This is a genomic window from Acinetobacter sp. Z1, assembly GCF_024296945.1.
Lineage (GTDB): Bacteria > Pseudomonadota > Gammaproteobacteria > Pseudomonadales > Moraxellaceae > Acinetobacter > Acinetobacter beijerinckii.
On the sequence record NZ_CP101115.1, the window covers coordinates 1451254 to 1466460 of the forward strand.

Here is a 15207-nt window from a genome sequence, read left to right on the forward strand (position 1 = left end):
AAGGCAAAACTAATTTTTAATTATTTTTCTATGGCTGGATTCTTAAATTGTATGCGTTGGTATTACTTTTTAATTTATCCAAAGACGAATTATTCTTGTATAAGCTTTAGCCTTACTTTTGACTGGGCAAAAGTAACAAAACCGCTTTGTTGAGCTGATGGCACATCCTTGATGCCACAGCTCAACGGCGGCATCCCTGCCGCCAACCACAATAGTAAATAATAGTTAAAACTTTACCTAAACACGCAAAAATACTTAGATGGTTTTTTTAAGCTATATCATGCTATAAGGATGATATTTATGCCAATGTTCCGCAATTTGCTGACGAGTACAAATCCATACCCGATCATGATTTTGCACATAATCCAAAAAGCGCTGTAATGCTTTAAAACGGGCAGGGCGACCTAGAATTCGACAATGCATCCCGATAGATAACATTTTCGGTGAAGTCGCTCCTTCAGCATACAGCACATCAAAAGCATCTTTTAAATACTCAAAAAAATCTTCACTACGATTGAAACCAGTCGGAGAGGCGAACTTCATATCATTCGTATCAAGCGTATATGGAATAATGAGATGTGGCCGAGTTTCACCATTCTCTTTCGATAGTGTTGTCCAAAAAGGTAGATCATCCCCATAATAATCACTGTCATATTGAATCTGATCATAGTCAGACAAGAGTTGACGGGTATTGGGACTATCACGACCTGTATACCAACCTGTTGGATATTCCCCGAATAAATCTTTTAAAATTTGCATGGCTTCAGCCATATGTGCTTTCTCGGTATCAATATCTATATTTTGATAATGAATCCAACGTAAACCATGCGAAACAACATCATAATGATGCTGTTTAATTGCTTCTACAACCAACGGATTTCGTTGTAGTGCCATGGCGACTGCAAAGATACTCATAGGTAAATTACGTTTGGCAAACTCTTGGTGAATGCGCCAAAACCCGACACGTGAACCATACTCGTAGATGGAATCCATCGAAAGATGACGCGCAGGATAACTATCAGCGCCACTGATTTCGGAAAGGAACTGCTCTGAGCCTTCATCACCATGCAAAATGTGTTTTTCTCCACCTTCTTCATAATTCAATACAAACTGAACGGCAATTTTTGCTTGATTTGGCCACTGAGCATGTGGAGGATGATTGGCATAACCTAGCATATCTCGAGGATAATCATGGGCGACATGGCTATTTTGATCTAAGAGTGTCATGGGTTTGCCTAAGAAGATAGAAATGTGAAACTTCTCATTAAATTACTCGATGAATTGTTTGGGTGTCAAATAATAAAACAATATAAATCAAATGTTTGATTGATTTGTTTTGGTGCGTTAATTGAGTTTTTTTATTGGGTGATTTCAGCCATGCTCAATTTTAGTGCTTCCATGTGTTCAATGATTTGATTCATCATAATTTGTGAGATTCGCGAGAGTTGCCGTTTTGGTGCAATACACAAGGCAAGTGTTATTGGATGTAGTCCATTTTCGTGAATTGTTCTGAACAGAAATTCACCATTTTCAATAAAAGCATAGGCATCTAGATAACTCATGATACCAATGCCTAGATTATTTCTAAGCAATGAAAGCATCATACGAATATCATTGCATTCAATTTGATGGGGTGGATTAAAATCATGTTTCTTGTATAAAGCCATCACATGATCATGAATAATCAACGGTGCAGCAGCGATGATATGATTGAATTCCAATGTATCGGAGAAATAGATTTTTTCTTTATTTGCTAAAGGATGTTGTTTAGGAATGACGAAACCAAGTGGCATTTCAATAAAAGAGCTGACTTGCAATTGATGCTGATGTTTCGGATTGAGGATTAAACCAAAATCGAGTTCTGCGTTAATTACAAGTTCAGCAACATACTCGCTATCTAAGACGCGAATATTGAAATTAATCCAAGGATAATCTTGATGAATAGACTGAATAACATCCGTAATAAAACTTTCACTGAGTGCGGAAATTACACCAAAATCAATTGAACCACGCTGTAAGCCTTGAATTTCATTCAAGCGTTTTTGTGTTATTTGAAAATCTTTTTGCCAACTTCGCAAATCTGCATATAGCAACTCACCAGCCAAAGTTAGTTTTAGGCCATTCGGTAGGCGTTCAAATAGAGCTACACCGAGTTCCTCTTCAGCCAAAACGATTTGACGATGTACCGCTGAAACTGAAATAAAAAGCTGATCCGCAGCTTTTCTTAAACTACCTGTTTTGGCGACTGCAATAAAATATTCAGCGAAGCGAGAAAAGGGTAATGTCATTACATGTACGTTTTATAAAAATAAGTATTTATACAAAAGCAATTTTAGTGCCGTTCCTGTTCTAATTTTTAGAATGATTGATCAAATTCATTCTAATAGACGAAAAGGACATTCTGTTCCACACTGCATTTAAGCCATACAGATCCATGATCTATAGCAGAAAATGAGAGCAAAGCATGAATGCAATTTCGTTAATCAATCTTCCAAATAAACCTTGTTACAGTCAGTTTGACAATCAGGATTGGCACATATTGGCTCAACATTGGTATCCCGTTGCACGAGTTGAAGATGTAACGACTAAGCCACAGCAAGTCACGTTGCTTGATCTGAATATGGCGATTTATAAAACTGAGTCAGGCAACCTTCATTTAGTTCGTGATATTTGCCCACATCGAGGTGTACCGTTAAGCAAAGGTTGGGTTGAAGGCGAAACCATTATTTGCCCTTATCACGGTTTGCATTTCAATGAACAAGGTAAATGCATAAAAATTCCTGCACAACCTGATCTAACCAAAATTTCTGATCGTTTTTCCTTAACCAAATTTCCAGTAGTCATAAAATATGGTTTGGTATGGACGAGTATTTTAGGCAGAGATGAAAGCTTGGCGAATTTCCCAGTACTGGATACATGGGATGAAGAGCAGCATCAAGCAATTCTACCGCCATATGTTGATATTGCTGGTTCGAGTGGTCGTCAATTAGAGGGCTTTATTGACGTGGCACATTTTGCTTGGGTGCATCATGAAGCCTTTGCTGACCGTGAAAATCCAGTTGTTCCGAAATATTTAACTGAACGAACAGATTATGGATTACATACTGAATATGTCAGTAACGTCAGTAATTACCCGCATGGGATGCAACATTTAGCGCCTGATGATTTTCTTTGGGAGCGGATTTTTGATGTTTATCCACCATTCTCAGCAGTATTGACGATTCATTTTCCAAATGATGGTGTGTTAAAGATTTTAAATGCCTGTTGCCCAACTTCGCATAACAAAACTCGATTGTTTGTACCACTGACACGTAACTTTGATACCACTGGGGATTTGCAAGCTGTTTATGACTTTAATGCACAAATTTTTGCAGAGGATCAAGAGATGGTAGAGTCTCAAAAACCTGAAGAGTTACCTGTAGATATTACGATGGAAGCACATTTTGAAGCGGATCGTTCTTCGACCATGTATCGCCGTATATTGGCAGATTGGGGTTTGAGTAAGCGTTATACAGTTTAGGGTTGTACAAGTTGAGAATTTTGAAAAACCAAGCAAATGAAATTCAACATTAATTTAATTTTAGAAGTTTAATTGTATAAGCTTGTATATACAAATTGGCGATAATCTATATACAATAGCTCAAAGTATTGTGTATGAGTTTTAGTCAATGTCAAGAACATCCAAGCCAACTGATTTGGATTTATCACTCGGGGAGGACAGTCCTGTACCTTTGTATTTACGTGTCAAGCAAATGATTTCACAAAAAATCTATGAAGGTACTTGGACAATCAATAAAAAGATTCCATCCGAAAGTGAATTAGTGAATTTGCTTGGCTGTAGTCGAATGACAGTTAATCGCGCTTTGCGTGAGTTGACCAGCGAAGGCTTGCTTGTACGCATACAAGGTGTGGGTTCTTTTGTTGCGGAAGGGCAAGGACGCACAGCTTTATTTCATGTGAATAATATTGCCGAAGAGATTATCGCCCGAAATCATAAACACCGTGCAGAAGTATTGATGTTGGAACAAATTCAAGCCAACACAGAGCAAAGCGTGTTAATGCAGATGCGTGAAGGGCAAAAGCTATTTCATTCGATTATTGTACATTATGAAAATGATGTGCCTGTGCAAATAGAAGATCGTTTAGTCGATCCAGTCTTGATACCAGATTATTTAGCACAAGATTTTAAAGCGATTACCCCGAATGCATATTTGATGTCAAAAGCGCCTGTGACTGAGGGTGAGCATGTGGTCACAGCGATTTTAGCTTCGGCTCAAGAATGTAAATGGTTGAAGATTAATAAGACAGAACCTTGCCTATTGATTCGCCGTCGCACATGGTCAAATAAACAACTGATTTCTAGTGCACGTTTGATTTATCCAGGTAGTCGTTATTATTTGGAAGGTAAATTTACGCAATGATTCAGCATCTAAGCTCAGCAGATTATAAACACATGCTGTGGAAAAATGGTGCAGGATATACAATTGAACTTGCTCGAAGCGAAGGGAGTAGCCTTGAGTCATTTGATTGGCGTATTTCCATGGCGGACGTGAAAACGTCTGGTTCGTTTTCCAAATTTAAAGGTATGCAACGCTATCTGACGGTTTTGGAAGGTCAAGATATTTTGCTGAATATTGATCATCAAGTGAAGCATTTACAATACCTGGAATCGATAAAGTTCAGTGGAGACAGCCAGGTTAGTTGTGAATTGCCCAATGGAAAGATTCGAGACTTTAATCTGATATATGATGCTAAAAAATTTCACGCAGATTATGAATGGATGTTCGAGTCTGCTGCTTCTGAAATAACGAGTTCAGCTGATTTAATTTTTGTTTTTAATCAAAGTTTAGAACCTTTAGAAATTAAAATAAATAAATCTATTTTCTATCTTGAACATCAAGAAAGTTTAATCATAAAAGATCAAAATTACTTGAAAAGTATTTCTTTTGGTAAGCGTGATAAAAAACAAGTTTGTGCGATTCGACTTACAAAAATTTAAATAATTCACACTTTTTTGAAACCCATACAATTTTTAGTTGTATGGGTTTTTTATGGTCACAATAAAAATAAATCAATTTATTTCATATGTTTAAAATTTATTTTCATAAATGGAATGAAATGTATCTTTTCAAGATAAAAGATTTGTGTAGTATATAGATGTATATACAAGTTAATACATTGCTATACGTTAAAAGCAGTTTAATTTGCGGTTCAAATCTCAAAGGAAGGAGTCCGATTGTGACTACAATGACAACAAAATTTCGTGACGTAGAAATTCGCGCACCACGTGGTACACAACTGAATGCAAAAAGTTGGTTAACTGAAGCGCCGTTACGTATGCTGATGAATAATCTTGACCCTGATGTGGCAGAAAATCCAAAAGAACTCGTTGTTTATGGTGGGATCGGTCGTGCTGCACGTAACTGGGAATGCTTTGATAAAATTGTTGAAACTTTAAAAAAATTAGAAGCGGATGAAACCTTGTTGGTTCAATCAGGTAAACCTGTTGGCGTATTCAAAACCCATAAAGATGCGCCACGTGTTTTGATTGCAAACTCGAACTTAGTTCCACATTGGGCGAATTGGGAACACTTCAATGAGCTAGATGCAAAGGGTTTGGCAATGTATGGTCAAATGACAGCAGGTTCTTGGATCTACATTGGTAGCCAAGGTATCGTACAAGGTACATATGAAACTTTTGTTGAAGCAGGTCGTCAACATTACAACGGTGATTTAACAGGTCGTTGGGTACTGACTGCTGGTTTAGGTGGTATGGGCGGTGCTCAACCATTGGCAGCAACATTGGCTGGTGCATGTTCACTGAATATCGAATGTCAACAAATCAGTATCGATTTCCGTTTACGTACACGTTATGTTGATGAACAAGCGACTGATTTGGATGATGCATTGGCGCGTATTGAAAAATACACCAAAGAAGGTAAAGCTGTTTCGATTGCATTGCATGGTAATGCAGCAGAAATTTTACCTGAATTAGTCCGTCGCGGTGTACGTCCTGATATGGTCACTGACCAAACGAGCGCACATGATCCACTCAATGGTTATTTGCCAGTGGGTTGGACATGGGAAGAGTACCGTGAGCGTGCTAAAGCTGAACCAGAAGCTGTGGTAAAAGCGGCTAAACAATCTATGGCGCAGCACGTTCAAGCGATGCTTGATTTCCAAAAAATGGGTGTACCTACATTTGACTATGGCAACAACATTCGTCAAATGGCACAAGAAGAAGGTGTTACGAACGCTTTTGATTTCCCAGGCTTCGTCCCAGCTTATATTCGTCCATTGTTCTGTCGTGGCGTAGGACCATTCCGTTGGGTTGCACTTTCAGGTGATCCAGAAGATATCTATAAAACAGATGCCAAAGTAAAAGAGTTAATCTCTGATGATGAACATTTGCATCGTTGGTTAGACATGGCGCGTGAGCGTATTAGCTTCCAAGGTCTACCAGCACGTATTTGTTGGGTCGGTTTAGGTCTACGTGCCAAACTTGGTTTAGCTTTTAATGAAATGGTTCGTAGTGGTGAGCTTTCAGCGCCGATCGTCATTGGTCGTGATCATTTAGATTCAGGTTCAGTATCAAGTCCGAATCGTGAGACAGAAGCGATGCAAGATGGTTCAGATGCAGTATCAGATTGGCCATTATTAAATGCGCTCTTGAATACAGCAGGCGGCGCAACTTGGGTTTCTTTACATCATGGCGGTGGTGTCGGTATGGGCTTCTCTCAACATTCAGGTGTCGTGATTGTATGTGATGGTACAGATGAGGCGGCAGCACGTATCGCTCGTGTATTAACCAATGATCCTGCAACTGGAGTAATGCGTCATGCTGATGCAGGTTATGAGATTGCAGTTGAATGCGCGAAAGAGCAAGGTTTGAACTTGCCAATGATCACACAGTAAACAGACAACAACATTACGATGCTTTTTGCAATTGTGTAATCAGCATCGTAAGCGAACAATACAATGCAAAAACAGGACGCCAACGATGGAACTTTTAATTCAACCCGGCAAACTTACCTTAGCAGATCTTCGTAAAGCTTACCTAAATCCAATCCAAGTCAAACTTGATGAAAGTGCATCAGCAGGTATTAATGCCAGTGTTGCATGTGTCGAAAAAATAGTAAATGAAGGTCGTACTGCTTACGGGATTAACACAGGTTTTGGCTTGCTTGCTTCAACTAAAATTGCACCAGAAGACTTAGAACAATTACAACGTTCTTTGGTACTTTCACATGCCGCAGGTGTTGGTGAACCATTAGATGATGCAATGGTTCGTTTAATCATGTTACTCAAAGCAAACAGCTTGGCACGTGGCTTCTCTGGTATTCGCCGTAAAGTGATTGATGCCATTCTTGCGTTGATCAACGCAGAAGTCTATCCACATATTCCACTGAAAGGTTCGGTAGGAGCTTCGGGTGACTTAGCGCCACTTGCGCATATGTCATTGGTGTTATTAGGCGAAAGTAAAGCACGTTATAAAGGTAAATGGTTGCCAGCAGTAGAGGCGCTTAAAATCGCAGGTTTAGAGCCAATCTCTCTAGCAGCTAAAGAAGGTTTAGCACTGTTAAATGGTACGCAAGTTTCCACTGCATATGCTTTACGTGGTTTATTTGAAGCTGAAGATTTATTTGCTGCTGCAACGGTTTGTGGTGGTTTAAGCGTTGAGGCAATGTTAGGTTCTCGTGCACCATTTGATGCGCGTGTTCATGAAGTTCGTGGTCAACGTGGTCAAATTGATGTTGCTGCGGCTTATCGTGACTTGCTCACTGATTCAAGTGAAATCGCACATTCACATGAAGATTGCAGCAAAGTTCAAGACCCATATTCACTGCGTTGCCAACCGCAAGTGATGGGTGCGTGTTTGACTCAAATTCGTCAGGCAGCAGAAGTATTAGCAATTGAATCAAATGCTGTATCAGATAACCCACTGGTTTTCGCAGCTGAAGGTGATGTGATTTCAGGTGGTAATTTCCATGCTGAGCCTGTTGCGATGGCGGCAGATAATTTGGCACTGGCAATTGCAGAAATCGGTTCACTGTCTGAACGTCGTATTTCGATGATGATGGATCGCCATATGTCACAACTTCCACCGTTCTTAGTTGCCAATGGTGGTGTTAATTCTGGATTTATGATTGCCCAAGTGACTGCCGCAGCTTTAGCAAGTGACAACAAAGCTTTAGCACATCCTGCAAGTGTAGACAGTTTACCAACATCAGCAAACCAAGAAGACCATGTTTCTATGGCACCAAATGCGGGTAAGCGTTTGTGGTATATGGCGGACAACGTTCGTGGCATTCTTGCTGTGGAATGGTTAGGGGCATGTCAAGGTCTTGATTTCCGTGAAGGTTTAAAAAGCTCTCCAAAACTTGAACGTGCACGTAAAGCATTACGTGACCAAGTGCCGTATTACAGTGAAGATCGTTTCTTCGCTCCTGATATTGAACAAGCGAGTGAATTACTCGCAAGTGGTTGTTTGAATGAGTTAATCATTCCAAATCTGTTACCAAGCCTATCTAACGCGTAATCAGCATAACGGTCACATGGAGTGACCGACTCTAACTATATTTCCTCAAGGATTGGAGATAATAATGTCACAACACTCCACTTTACAGCGGGGATTAAACACCCGTCACATCCGTTTTTTAGCATTAGGTTCAGCAATAGGAACGGGGCTTTTTTACGGTTCAGCAACAGCCATTAAAATGGCAGGTCCATCAGTTTTGCTCGCATATATCGTTGCAGGGATCGCAATTTATATTGTGATGCGCGCATTAGGTGAGATGGCGGTTCAAAATCCAGTTTCAGGCTCTTTCAGTCATTATGCTTCACAATACATTGGACCACTTGCAGGTTTTACAACAGGTTGGACCTATGTTTTTGAGATGATCATTGTTGCGTTGGCTGACGTAACTGCGTTTGGAATATATATGGGATTTTGGTATCCCGATGTTCCGCGATGGATTTGGATTCTGTCACTCATCATGTTCTTAGGTGCAATCAACCTCATTCACGTCAAAGTTTTTGGTGAGCTTGAGTTTTGGCTTTCTATTGTGAAAGTGACTGCAATTATTGCCATGATCTTAGGTGGTTTAGGACTGATGTTCTATGGTTTCCAAGCAGATCATAGTGGTTTTACCACAGGCATTCAAAATCTATGGATTCATGAAGGCTTTATGCCTAATGGTATTGCGGGTCTGATTGCATGTTTATCTGTCGTCGTTTTCGCTTTTGGTGGTATTGAAATTATTGGGATTACGGCGGGTGAATCTAAAGATCCAAAGACTTCTATTCCGAAGGCAATTAACGCTGTCCCTGTCCGTATTTTACTATTCTATGTCTTGACGATTTTTGTATTGATGTCGATTTTCCCTTGGAATCAGATTGGTAGTCAAGGTAGCCCATTTGTACAAATTTTTGAAAATCTAGGTATTGGTTCTGCTGCGACAGTTTTAAACATTGTAGTAATTACCGCTGCGGTATCTGCGATTAATAGTGATGTATTTGGTGCGGGACGTATGTTATTTGGTATGTCAAGCCGTGGACAAGCACCGCAAGTGTTCCAAAAAATCTCTAAAAATGGTGTGCCGTGGATGACAGTCGTGGTTATGGCTGGAGTCTTACTTATCGGTGTGGTTCTCAACTATTTAATTCCAGAAAATGTATTCCTCATCATTGCGTCAATTGCAACTTTTGCAACGGTTTGGGTGTGGCTCATGATCTTACTTTCACAAGTTGCGATGCGTCGTAAGTTGTCGAAAGAACAGATTAAAGCACTTGATTTTCCTGTGATCGGTTGGCCGTATGCTCCTGCATTTGCCATTGCATTCATGCTGTTTATTTTGGCAATGATGGGTTATTTCCCTGACTCAAGACCAGCACTGTATGTTGGTATTGGATGGTTAGTTTTACTGTGTATTGCATACAATATTTGGGTTAAACCAAAGCAAGATGCAATTAAAGTTGATGAGGATTTACCCCAAAATCTCAAAATGGAAAGCTAATAACCCAACTGTTCAAGAGCGCATAGCTCTTGGACAGGGAGATGATCTGAAATGAAAAAGCTTTGGAAAAACTGTCATATCGCTACTATGCAGGATGGGAAATACAACAGTATTGAACATGCTGCTTTAGTGACATTTGGACAGCATATTCATTGGATTGGTCGTGAAAGTGATATTCCAAATGACAACTATGCTGAAACCATTGATTTGAATGGGGCATGGTTAACACCTGGTTTAATTGATTGCCATACCCATAGTGTGTTTGGTGGAAATCGTAGTGTTGAATTTGAGCAGCGTTTGCAGGGTGTGAGCTATGCAGAGATTGCGGCAAATGGTGGCGGTATTGCCAGTACTGTTCGTGCAACACGCGAGGCGAGCGAAGATGAGTTACTTGCTTCAGCGCTAAAACGTATTCGTTGTTTACTCAAAGATGGGGTCACCACCATCGAGATTAAATCTGGATACGGTTTGGACTATCTGAATGAACGTAAAATGTTACGTGTGATTCGTAAAATTGCAAATATTTTGCCAATGACTGTACGCAGTACATGCTTAGCAGCGCATGCATTACCTCCTGAATATAAAGGTCAAAGTGATGCCTATGTCGATCATATTTGTACAGAAATGTTGCCAAAACTGCATCAAGAAGGACTGGTGGATGCGGTCGATGCATTTTGTGAGTATTTAGCATTTTCACCAGCACAAGTTGAACGTATATTTAATACAGCACATGCACTCAATATCCCAGTTAAATTGCATGCAGAACAATTGTCTTCTCTAGGTGGCTCTAGTCTTGCAGCTCGTTATCACGCATTGTCGGCAGATCATTTGGAATTTATGACTGAAGACGATGTTAAAGCAATGGCTAGCTCAGGAACAGTTGCAGTGTTATTACCTGGTGCATTCTATTTTTTGAGGGAAACACAACTTCCTCCGCTAGAGAGTTTGCATCAACATGGTGTTCGGATTGCGTTGTCGAGCGACTTGAACCCAGGAACTTCTCCAGCATTGTCATTACGTTTGATGATGAATATGGGAAGTACTTTATTTCGCTTAACACCTGAACAAACATTGGCAGGCGTAACCATTCACGCGGCACATGCTTTAGGACTACAAGATTCACATGGCAGTTTAGAAGTAGGCAAAGTTGCTGACTTTATTGCTTGGGAAATTGAACATCCATCTGAGATTGTGTATTGGCTCGGTGGAGATTTGTCTAAACGTATTATTCAGCATGGCAATGAAATTTTTGTGTAGTGCGAACAGTTTTAATTAGTGATGTTGAATATGAATCATTCATTTATATGGCAAGGACGAAAAGATGGTGAGGGTGTAGATCATCTACGCATTCATCAAGTCATTAATACGAGTCCTCATGCTGATTTTGCTTTGATCGGTTTTAGCTCTGATGAAGGCGTCAAACGGAATAAAGGACGTTTAGGTGCAGCAGATGCGCCTGATTCGATTCGTGCGCAATTAGCAAATTTACCCGTTCATCAACCGATTACCATTGCAGATATAGGAACTGTTATTTGTGACGGTTCTAAATTGGAACAAGCACAAGCTGAACTCGCAGAACAGGTTGAACGAAGCTTAAAACAAAGAATGAAACCGATTGTTTTAGGTGGCGGCCATGAAGTTGCTTTTGGCAGTTTTTCTGGTTTATTTCAATATGTCCAAAACTGTCAGCCAAATAAGAAAATTGGTATCATTAACTTTGATGCACATTTTGATTTACGTGAAGCTGAAAATGTAACCTCAGGTACGCCATTTTTAAATGCTGCTCAACTCTCAGAAGAGCATCATCAAGAATTTCATTATTTATGTATTGGTGTCGCAAAACATTCCAATACCAAAGTGTTGTTTGAAACGGCTGATCGTTTGAACTGCACATATATCTATGATCATCAATTACAGCCTGAAAATGTGGAAAATATCATCTCAAAAGTCCAAGATTTTATTGGAAAAGTTGACTATTTGTATATTACGGTTGATCTTGATGTATTTAGTGCTAGCATTGCGCCAGGTGTAAGCGCACCAGCGGTTAAAGGTATTGATTTGTCAGTCTTTGACCCACTGTTAGCTGCCATAAAGGAAACAGGAAAAATTAAGGTTTTTGATGTGGCAGAATGTAACCCACGGTTGGATTTGGATAGTAGAACCTCCAAATTAGCCGCTTATATAATTTTTAACTACATATTTGATTGATGGATCATGTGAATTCATCAAAAGGTTAAAACATGTCTAATTTATCTTATGTCTCTCAAAATGAAGGTCCATGGGCAACTTATCTTGAACAGATCGAGCGTGTTGCTCCATATCTAGATGGTTTACAAGACTATGTTGACACATTGAAGCGCCCAAAACGTGCTTTGATTGTTGACGTGCCAATTGTTATGGACGATGGCACAATTCGTCATTTTGAAGGTTATCGTGTACAACACAACTTGTCACGTGGTCCGGGTAAAGGCGGTATTCGCTATCACCCAGATGTAGATTTAAATGAAGTAATGGCACTTTCAGCATGGATGACAATTAAAACTGCGGTGGTAAATTTACCATTTGGCGGTGCAAAAGGTGGCATCCGTGTTGACCCGCGTCAACTTTCACCACGTGAATTAGAGCGTTTAACACGTCGTTATACCAGTGAAATCAGCCATATCATTGGTCCACAAAAAGATATTCCTGCACCAGACGTGGGTACCAATCCAAACGTAATGGGTTGGATCATGGATACCTATTCATCTGGTCAAGGTCATACTGTGACTGGTGTTGTAACGGGTAAACCGGTACATCTCGGTGGTTCTCTTGGTCGTATCAAAGCGACAGGCCGTGGCGTATTTATCACAGGTCAACAAATTGCTGAAAAAATCAAATTACCTTTAGATGGCGCAAAAATCGCAATTCAAGGGTTTGGTAACGTAGGTAGCGAAGCTGCATATTTGTTTGCTGATTCAAAATCGATCATTGTGACGATTCAAGATCACACTGGTACGATTTTCAATCCTGAAGGGATCGATCTTGCTGCATTAAAAACTCACATGGAAACGCATCAAGGTGTGGGTGGTTTTGCTGGTGCGCAAGTAATCAGTGATGAAGAGTTCTGGAATGTAGAAATGGATATATTGATCCCTGCTGCATTGGAAAGCCAAATCACAGTTGAACGTGCTCAAAAGTTAACTGCGAAGTTAGTGCTTGAAGGCGCGAACGGTCCAACATTCCCAGAAGCGGATGATGTTTTGGTTCAACGTGGTATTACTGTTGTTCCTGATGTGATCTGTAACGCAGGTGGTGTAACGGTATCTTACTTTGAATGGGTTCAAGATATGTCGAGCTACTTCTGGTCTGAAGAAGAAATTAATGAAAGACTGGATAAGTTGATGATTCAAGCCATTAATGATGTATGGCATAAATCAAGCGAGAAAGAATGTACTTTACGTACAGCAGCCTTTATTTTAGGTTGTGAGCGTATTTTAAAAGCACGTAAAGAGCGTGGTATTTTCCCGGGTTAATACGGGTGAAATAACTTTAAGCGACCTTAAAACTATAGTTTTAAGGTCGCTTTTTTGTGTTGGTGTTAGTCTAAAAAGAAATCTTTTTGTAGTTGAGTGTTACCTTCAATACATGCATAACTTCTAAGATCAGTAATTCCAATTCTTGCTAGAGCTTGCTCATCAGTTAAACTCTGACCAGTCAGCTCACCGCGATTGGTCGTATAAATTGCATAAGCTGCATCTGCCATAATTTCAGGTTTGCGACTTACATGTAATGTATTCTCTTCGCCTAGATTTTTTGAAACAGCAGCAGTCGCAATATAAGTTTCGGGCCATAGCGTATTACATGAAATACCATAGTGACGAAATTCCTCAGCCATACCTAAAGTCAGAATGGTCATACCATACTTTGACAGCGCATAAGGCGAGAGCATCCCCAACCATTTCGGTGACATATTGACTGGTGGAGACAAACTTAAAATATGCGGATTTGAAGATTTTTTTAAGTAAGGCAATGCTGCTTGAGCACAGATAAATGTTGCTCTGTGATTGATGGTCTGGATCAAATCATATTGTTTCAGTGAAGTTGATTCAACACCAGTGAGAGCGATCGCGCCTGCATTATTGATAAGCACATCCAATCCACCAAAAGTTTCAACTGTTTGTTGAATAGCAGAATGAATTTGTTGCTCATCGCGTACATCTAAAATAAGTGGAAGTGCTTTGCCTCCCTCAGCTTCAATTTCTTCCGCTACACTATAAATCGTGCCTGAGAGTTTGGCCGTCTCGACAGCAGTCTTTGCTGCAATCACGACATTCGCACCGGCTTGGGCTGCCTTTAATGCAATTGCTCGACCAATACCACGACTTCCACCGGTAATAAAAACAGTTCTTCCTTGCATATTATTCATTGATATTTCCTAAATTTGAATTGTTGTAACCGTTGAATTAGATCATGAAAGGGTGTGCAAATTTTTCAGCATCATATAACTGGCGTTGTTTGGCTATATCTGTAATTCTATGGCGTAATTGACGTTTAATTACGGCATAGGTCATACGATGTTTCTGTGACATATCTTCTGCAAATCGTAAAGTTTCAGTCTGTAAGGATTCAACAGAATGTATTTGGCTCACGACTTGAGCTTGTAAACATTCAACGCCTGTCATTGATTTGCCCGTTAAAGACATTTCCCAAACCATATGTTGATTGGGAAGGAGTTGGACAATTTCTGCAATAATATCGGTAAAAGGAATGGTAAGTTTTATTTCAGGAAAACAGAATCGACCTTTATCCGACCGCATAAATCTAAAGTCACAAGCTGTTGCTAAGATTGCACCGCCTGCATAAGAATTGCCATTGATTTCAGCAATGACAGGGAGATTCAATAATGCTAAGCGAAGTAACATATCTTCTAGTTGTGAAGTAAATGCTTTTTTATCTTCGATAGATTGTTGCATCAACCATGCAAGGTCTAATCCATTACAAAACGTTTTGTGATGATCACTTCGAATAATCAGACTTGCGTTATTTTTATCGTTTTCAATTTCATCAAAAACCGAAATATATTCATCTAAAACGTCTTTGTTGAGCGCATTTTCCTGATCGCCGTTGATTAATGTAAGCACATAAATGGATTGTTGTTTATCGAGATGTAGGCTTGCCATTTAAGCAATTCCTCTAAGTTTATTCATTTATC

13 protein-coding genes are annotated in these 15207 nt (G+C 39.8%); 9 read left to right on the forward strand and 4 right to left on the reverse strand.

Features of this window, described 5'->3' with window-relative positions:
* Nucleotides 1-273 precede the first annotated feature (273 nt).
* Both puuE and NGC85_RS06805 read right to left on the reverse strand, forming a co-directional pair.
* Complete coding sequence (gene puuE / locus NGC85_RS06800; protein ID WP_254805303.1) at nt 274-1227, reverse strand: allantoinase PuuE; 954 nt, start codon at nt 1225-1227, stop codon at nt 274-276.
* A gap of 131 nt (nt 1228-1358) precedes the next feature.
* Nucleotides 1359-2288, reverse strand: a complete 930-nt coding sequence (locus NGC85_RS06805; RefSeq protein WP_254805304.1) for a LysR family transcriptional regulator — start codon at nt 2286-2288, stop codon at nt 1359-1361.
* Nucleotides 2289-2464: 176 nt separating this feature from the next.
* Here NGC85_RS06805 and NGC85_RS06810 point away from each other — a divergent pair, with 176 nt between their 5' ends.
* The 9 genes from NGC85_RS06810 to NGC85_RS06850 all read left to right on the forward strand — a co-directional run bounded on the left by NGC85_RS06810 (nt 2465) and on the right by NGC85_RS06850 (nt 13528).
* Complete coding sequence (locus NGC85_RS06810; RefSeq protein WP_254805305.1) at nt 2465-3520, forward strand: aromatic ring-hydroxylating dioxygenase subunit alpha; 1056 nt, start codon at nt 2465-2467, stop codon at nt 3518-3520.
* Between the two features lie 148 nt (nt 3521-3668).
* A complete protein-coding gene (gene hutC / locus NGC85_RS06815) occupies nt 3669-4421 on the forward strand; it encodes a histidine utilization repressor (RefSeq protein WP_254805306.1) in 753 nt (250 codons plus the stop codon).
* The gene (locus NGC85_RS06820) at nt 4418-4999 is read left to right on the forward strand and encodes a HutD family protein (protein ID WP_254805307.1); all 582 of its coding nucleotides are present in this window, start codon (nt 4418-4420) and stop codon (nt 4997-4999) included. The genes hutC and NGC85_RS06820 overlap by 4 nt, the downstream gene beginning before the upstream one ends.
* Before the next feature lie 248 nt (nt 5000-5247).
* Complete coding sequence (gene hutU, locus NGC85_RS06825; protein WP_254805563.1) at nt 5248-6915, forward strand: urocanate hydratase; 1668 nt, start codon at nt 5248-5250, stop codon at nt 6913-6915.
* Between the two features lie 85 nt (nt 6916-7000).
* Nucleotides 7001-8539: a histidine ammonia-lyase gene (gene hutH / locus NGC85_RS06830; RefSeq protein ID WP_254805308.1), complete on the forward strand. Its 1539-nt coding sequence runs from the start codon at nt 7001-7003 to the stop codon at nt 8537-8539.
* Between the two features lie 64 nt (nt 8540-8603).
* On the forward strand, nt 8604-10016 hold the full coding sequence (locus NGC85_RS06835; protein WP_254805309.1) for an amino acid permease: 1413 nt from the start codon (nt 8604-8606) through the stop codon (nt 10014-10016).
* A 51-nt stretch (nt 10017-10067) separates the two neighbouring features.
* Entirely contained in the window at nt 10068-11273 is a 1206-nt protein-coding gene (hutI, locus tag NGC85_RS06840; protein WP_254805310.1) for an imidazolonepropionase, read from the forward strand.
* 30 nt (nt 11274-11303) lie between these two features.
* Nucleotides 11304-12224 carry a formimidoylglutamase gene (gene hutG, locus NGC85_RS06845; protein ID WP_254805311.1) on the forward strand — a complete coding sequence of 307 codons (921 nt, stop codon included), beginning with the start codon at nt 11304-11306 and terminating at the stop codon, nt 12222-12224.
* A 32-nt stretch (nt 12225-12256) separates the two neighbouring features.
* Nucleotides 12257-13528, forward strand: coding sequence for a Glu/Leu/Phe/Val dehydrogenase (locus NGC85_RS06850; protein ID WP_254805312.1), 1272 nt, complete (start codon nt 12257-12259; stop codon nt 13526-13528).
* A gap of 65 nt (nt 13529-13593) precedes the next feature.
* Here NGC85_RS06850 and NGC85_RS06855 read toward each other — a convergent pair whose 3' ends face one another.
* Together NGC85_RS06855 and NGC85_RS06860 are read right to left on the reverse strand one after the other, a co-directional pair.
* Nucleotides 13594-14421, reverse strand: a complete 828-nt coding sequence (locus NGC85_RS06855) for an NAD(P)-dependent oxidoreductase (RefSeq protein ID WP_254805313.1) — start codon at nt 14419-14421, stop codon at nt 13594-13596.
* Nucleotides 14422-14458: 37 nt separating this feature from the next.
* Nucleotides 14459-15175, reverse strand: coding sequence for an enoyl-CoA hydratase/isomerase family protein (locus NGC85_RS06860; protein WP_254805314.1), 717 nt, complete (start codon nt 15173-15175; stop codon nt 14459-14461).
* Nucleotides 15176-15207 lie beyond the last annotated feature (32 nt).

Coding starts and splice junctions, on each gene's coding strand:
- puuE (WP_254805303.1), bottom strand. CDS start 1,227: ATGACACTCTTAGATCAAAATAGCCATGTCGCCCATGATTATCCTCGA.
- NGC85_RS06805 (WP_254805304.1), bottom strand. CDS start 2,288: ATGACATTACCCTTTTCTCGCTTCGCTGAATATTTTATTGCAGTCGCC.
- NGC85_RS06810 (WP_254805305.1), top strand. CDS start 2,465: ATGAATGCAATTTCGTTAATCAATCTTCCAAATAAACCTTGTTACAGT.
- hutC (WP_254805306.1), top strand. CDS start 3,669: ATGTCAAGAACATCCAAGCCAACTGATTTGGATTTATCACTCGGGGAG.
- NGC85_RS06820 (WP_254805307.1), top strand. CDS start 4,418: ATGATTCAGCATCTAAGCTCAGCAGATTATAAACACATGCTGTGGAAA.
- hutU (WP_254805563.1), top strand. CDS start 5,248: ATGACAACAAAATTTCGTGACGTAGAAATTCGCGCACCACGTGGTACA.
- hutH (WP_254805308.1), top strand. CDS start 7,001: ATGGAACTTTTAATTCAACCCGGCAAACTTACCTTAGCAGATCTTCGT.
- NGC85_RS06835 (WP_254805309.1), top strand. CDS start 8,604: ATGTCACAACACTCCACTTTACAGCGGGGATTAAACACCCGTCACATC.
- hutI (WP_254805310.1), top strand. CDS start 10,068: ATGAAAAAGCTTTGGAAAAACTGTCATATCGCTACTATGCAGGATGGG.
- hutG (WP_254805311.1), top strand. CDS start 11,304: ATGAATCATTCATTTATATGGCAAGGACGAAAAGATGGTGAGGGTGTA.
- NGC85_RS06850 (WP_254805312.1), top strand. CDS start 12,257: ATGTCTAATTTATCTTATGTCTCTCAAAATGAAGGTCCATGGGCAACT.
- NGC85_RS06855 (WP_254805313.1), bottom strand. CDS start 14,421: ATGAATAATATGCAAGGAAGAACTGTTTTTATTACCGGTGGAAGTCGT.
- NGC85_RS06860 (WP_254805314.1), bottom strand. CDS start 15,175: ATGGCAAGCCTACATCTCGATAAACAACAATCCATTTATGTGCTTACA.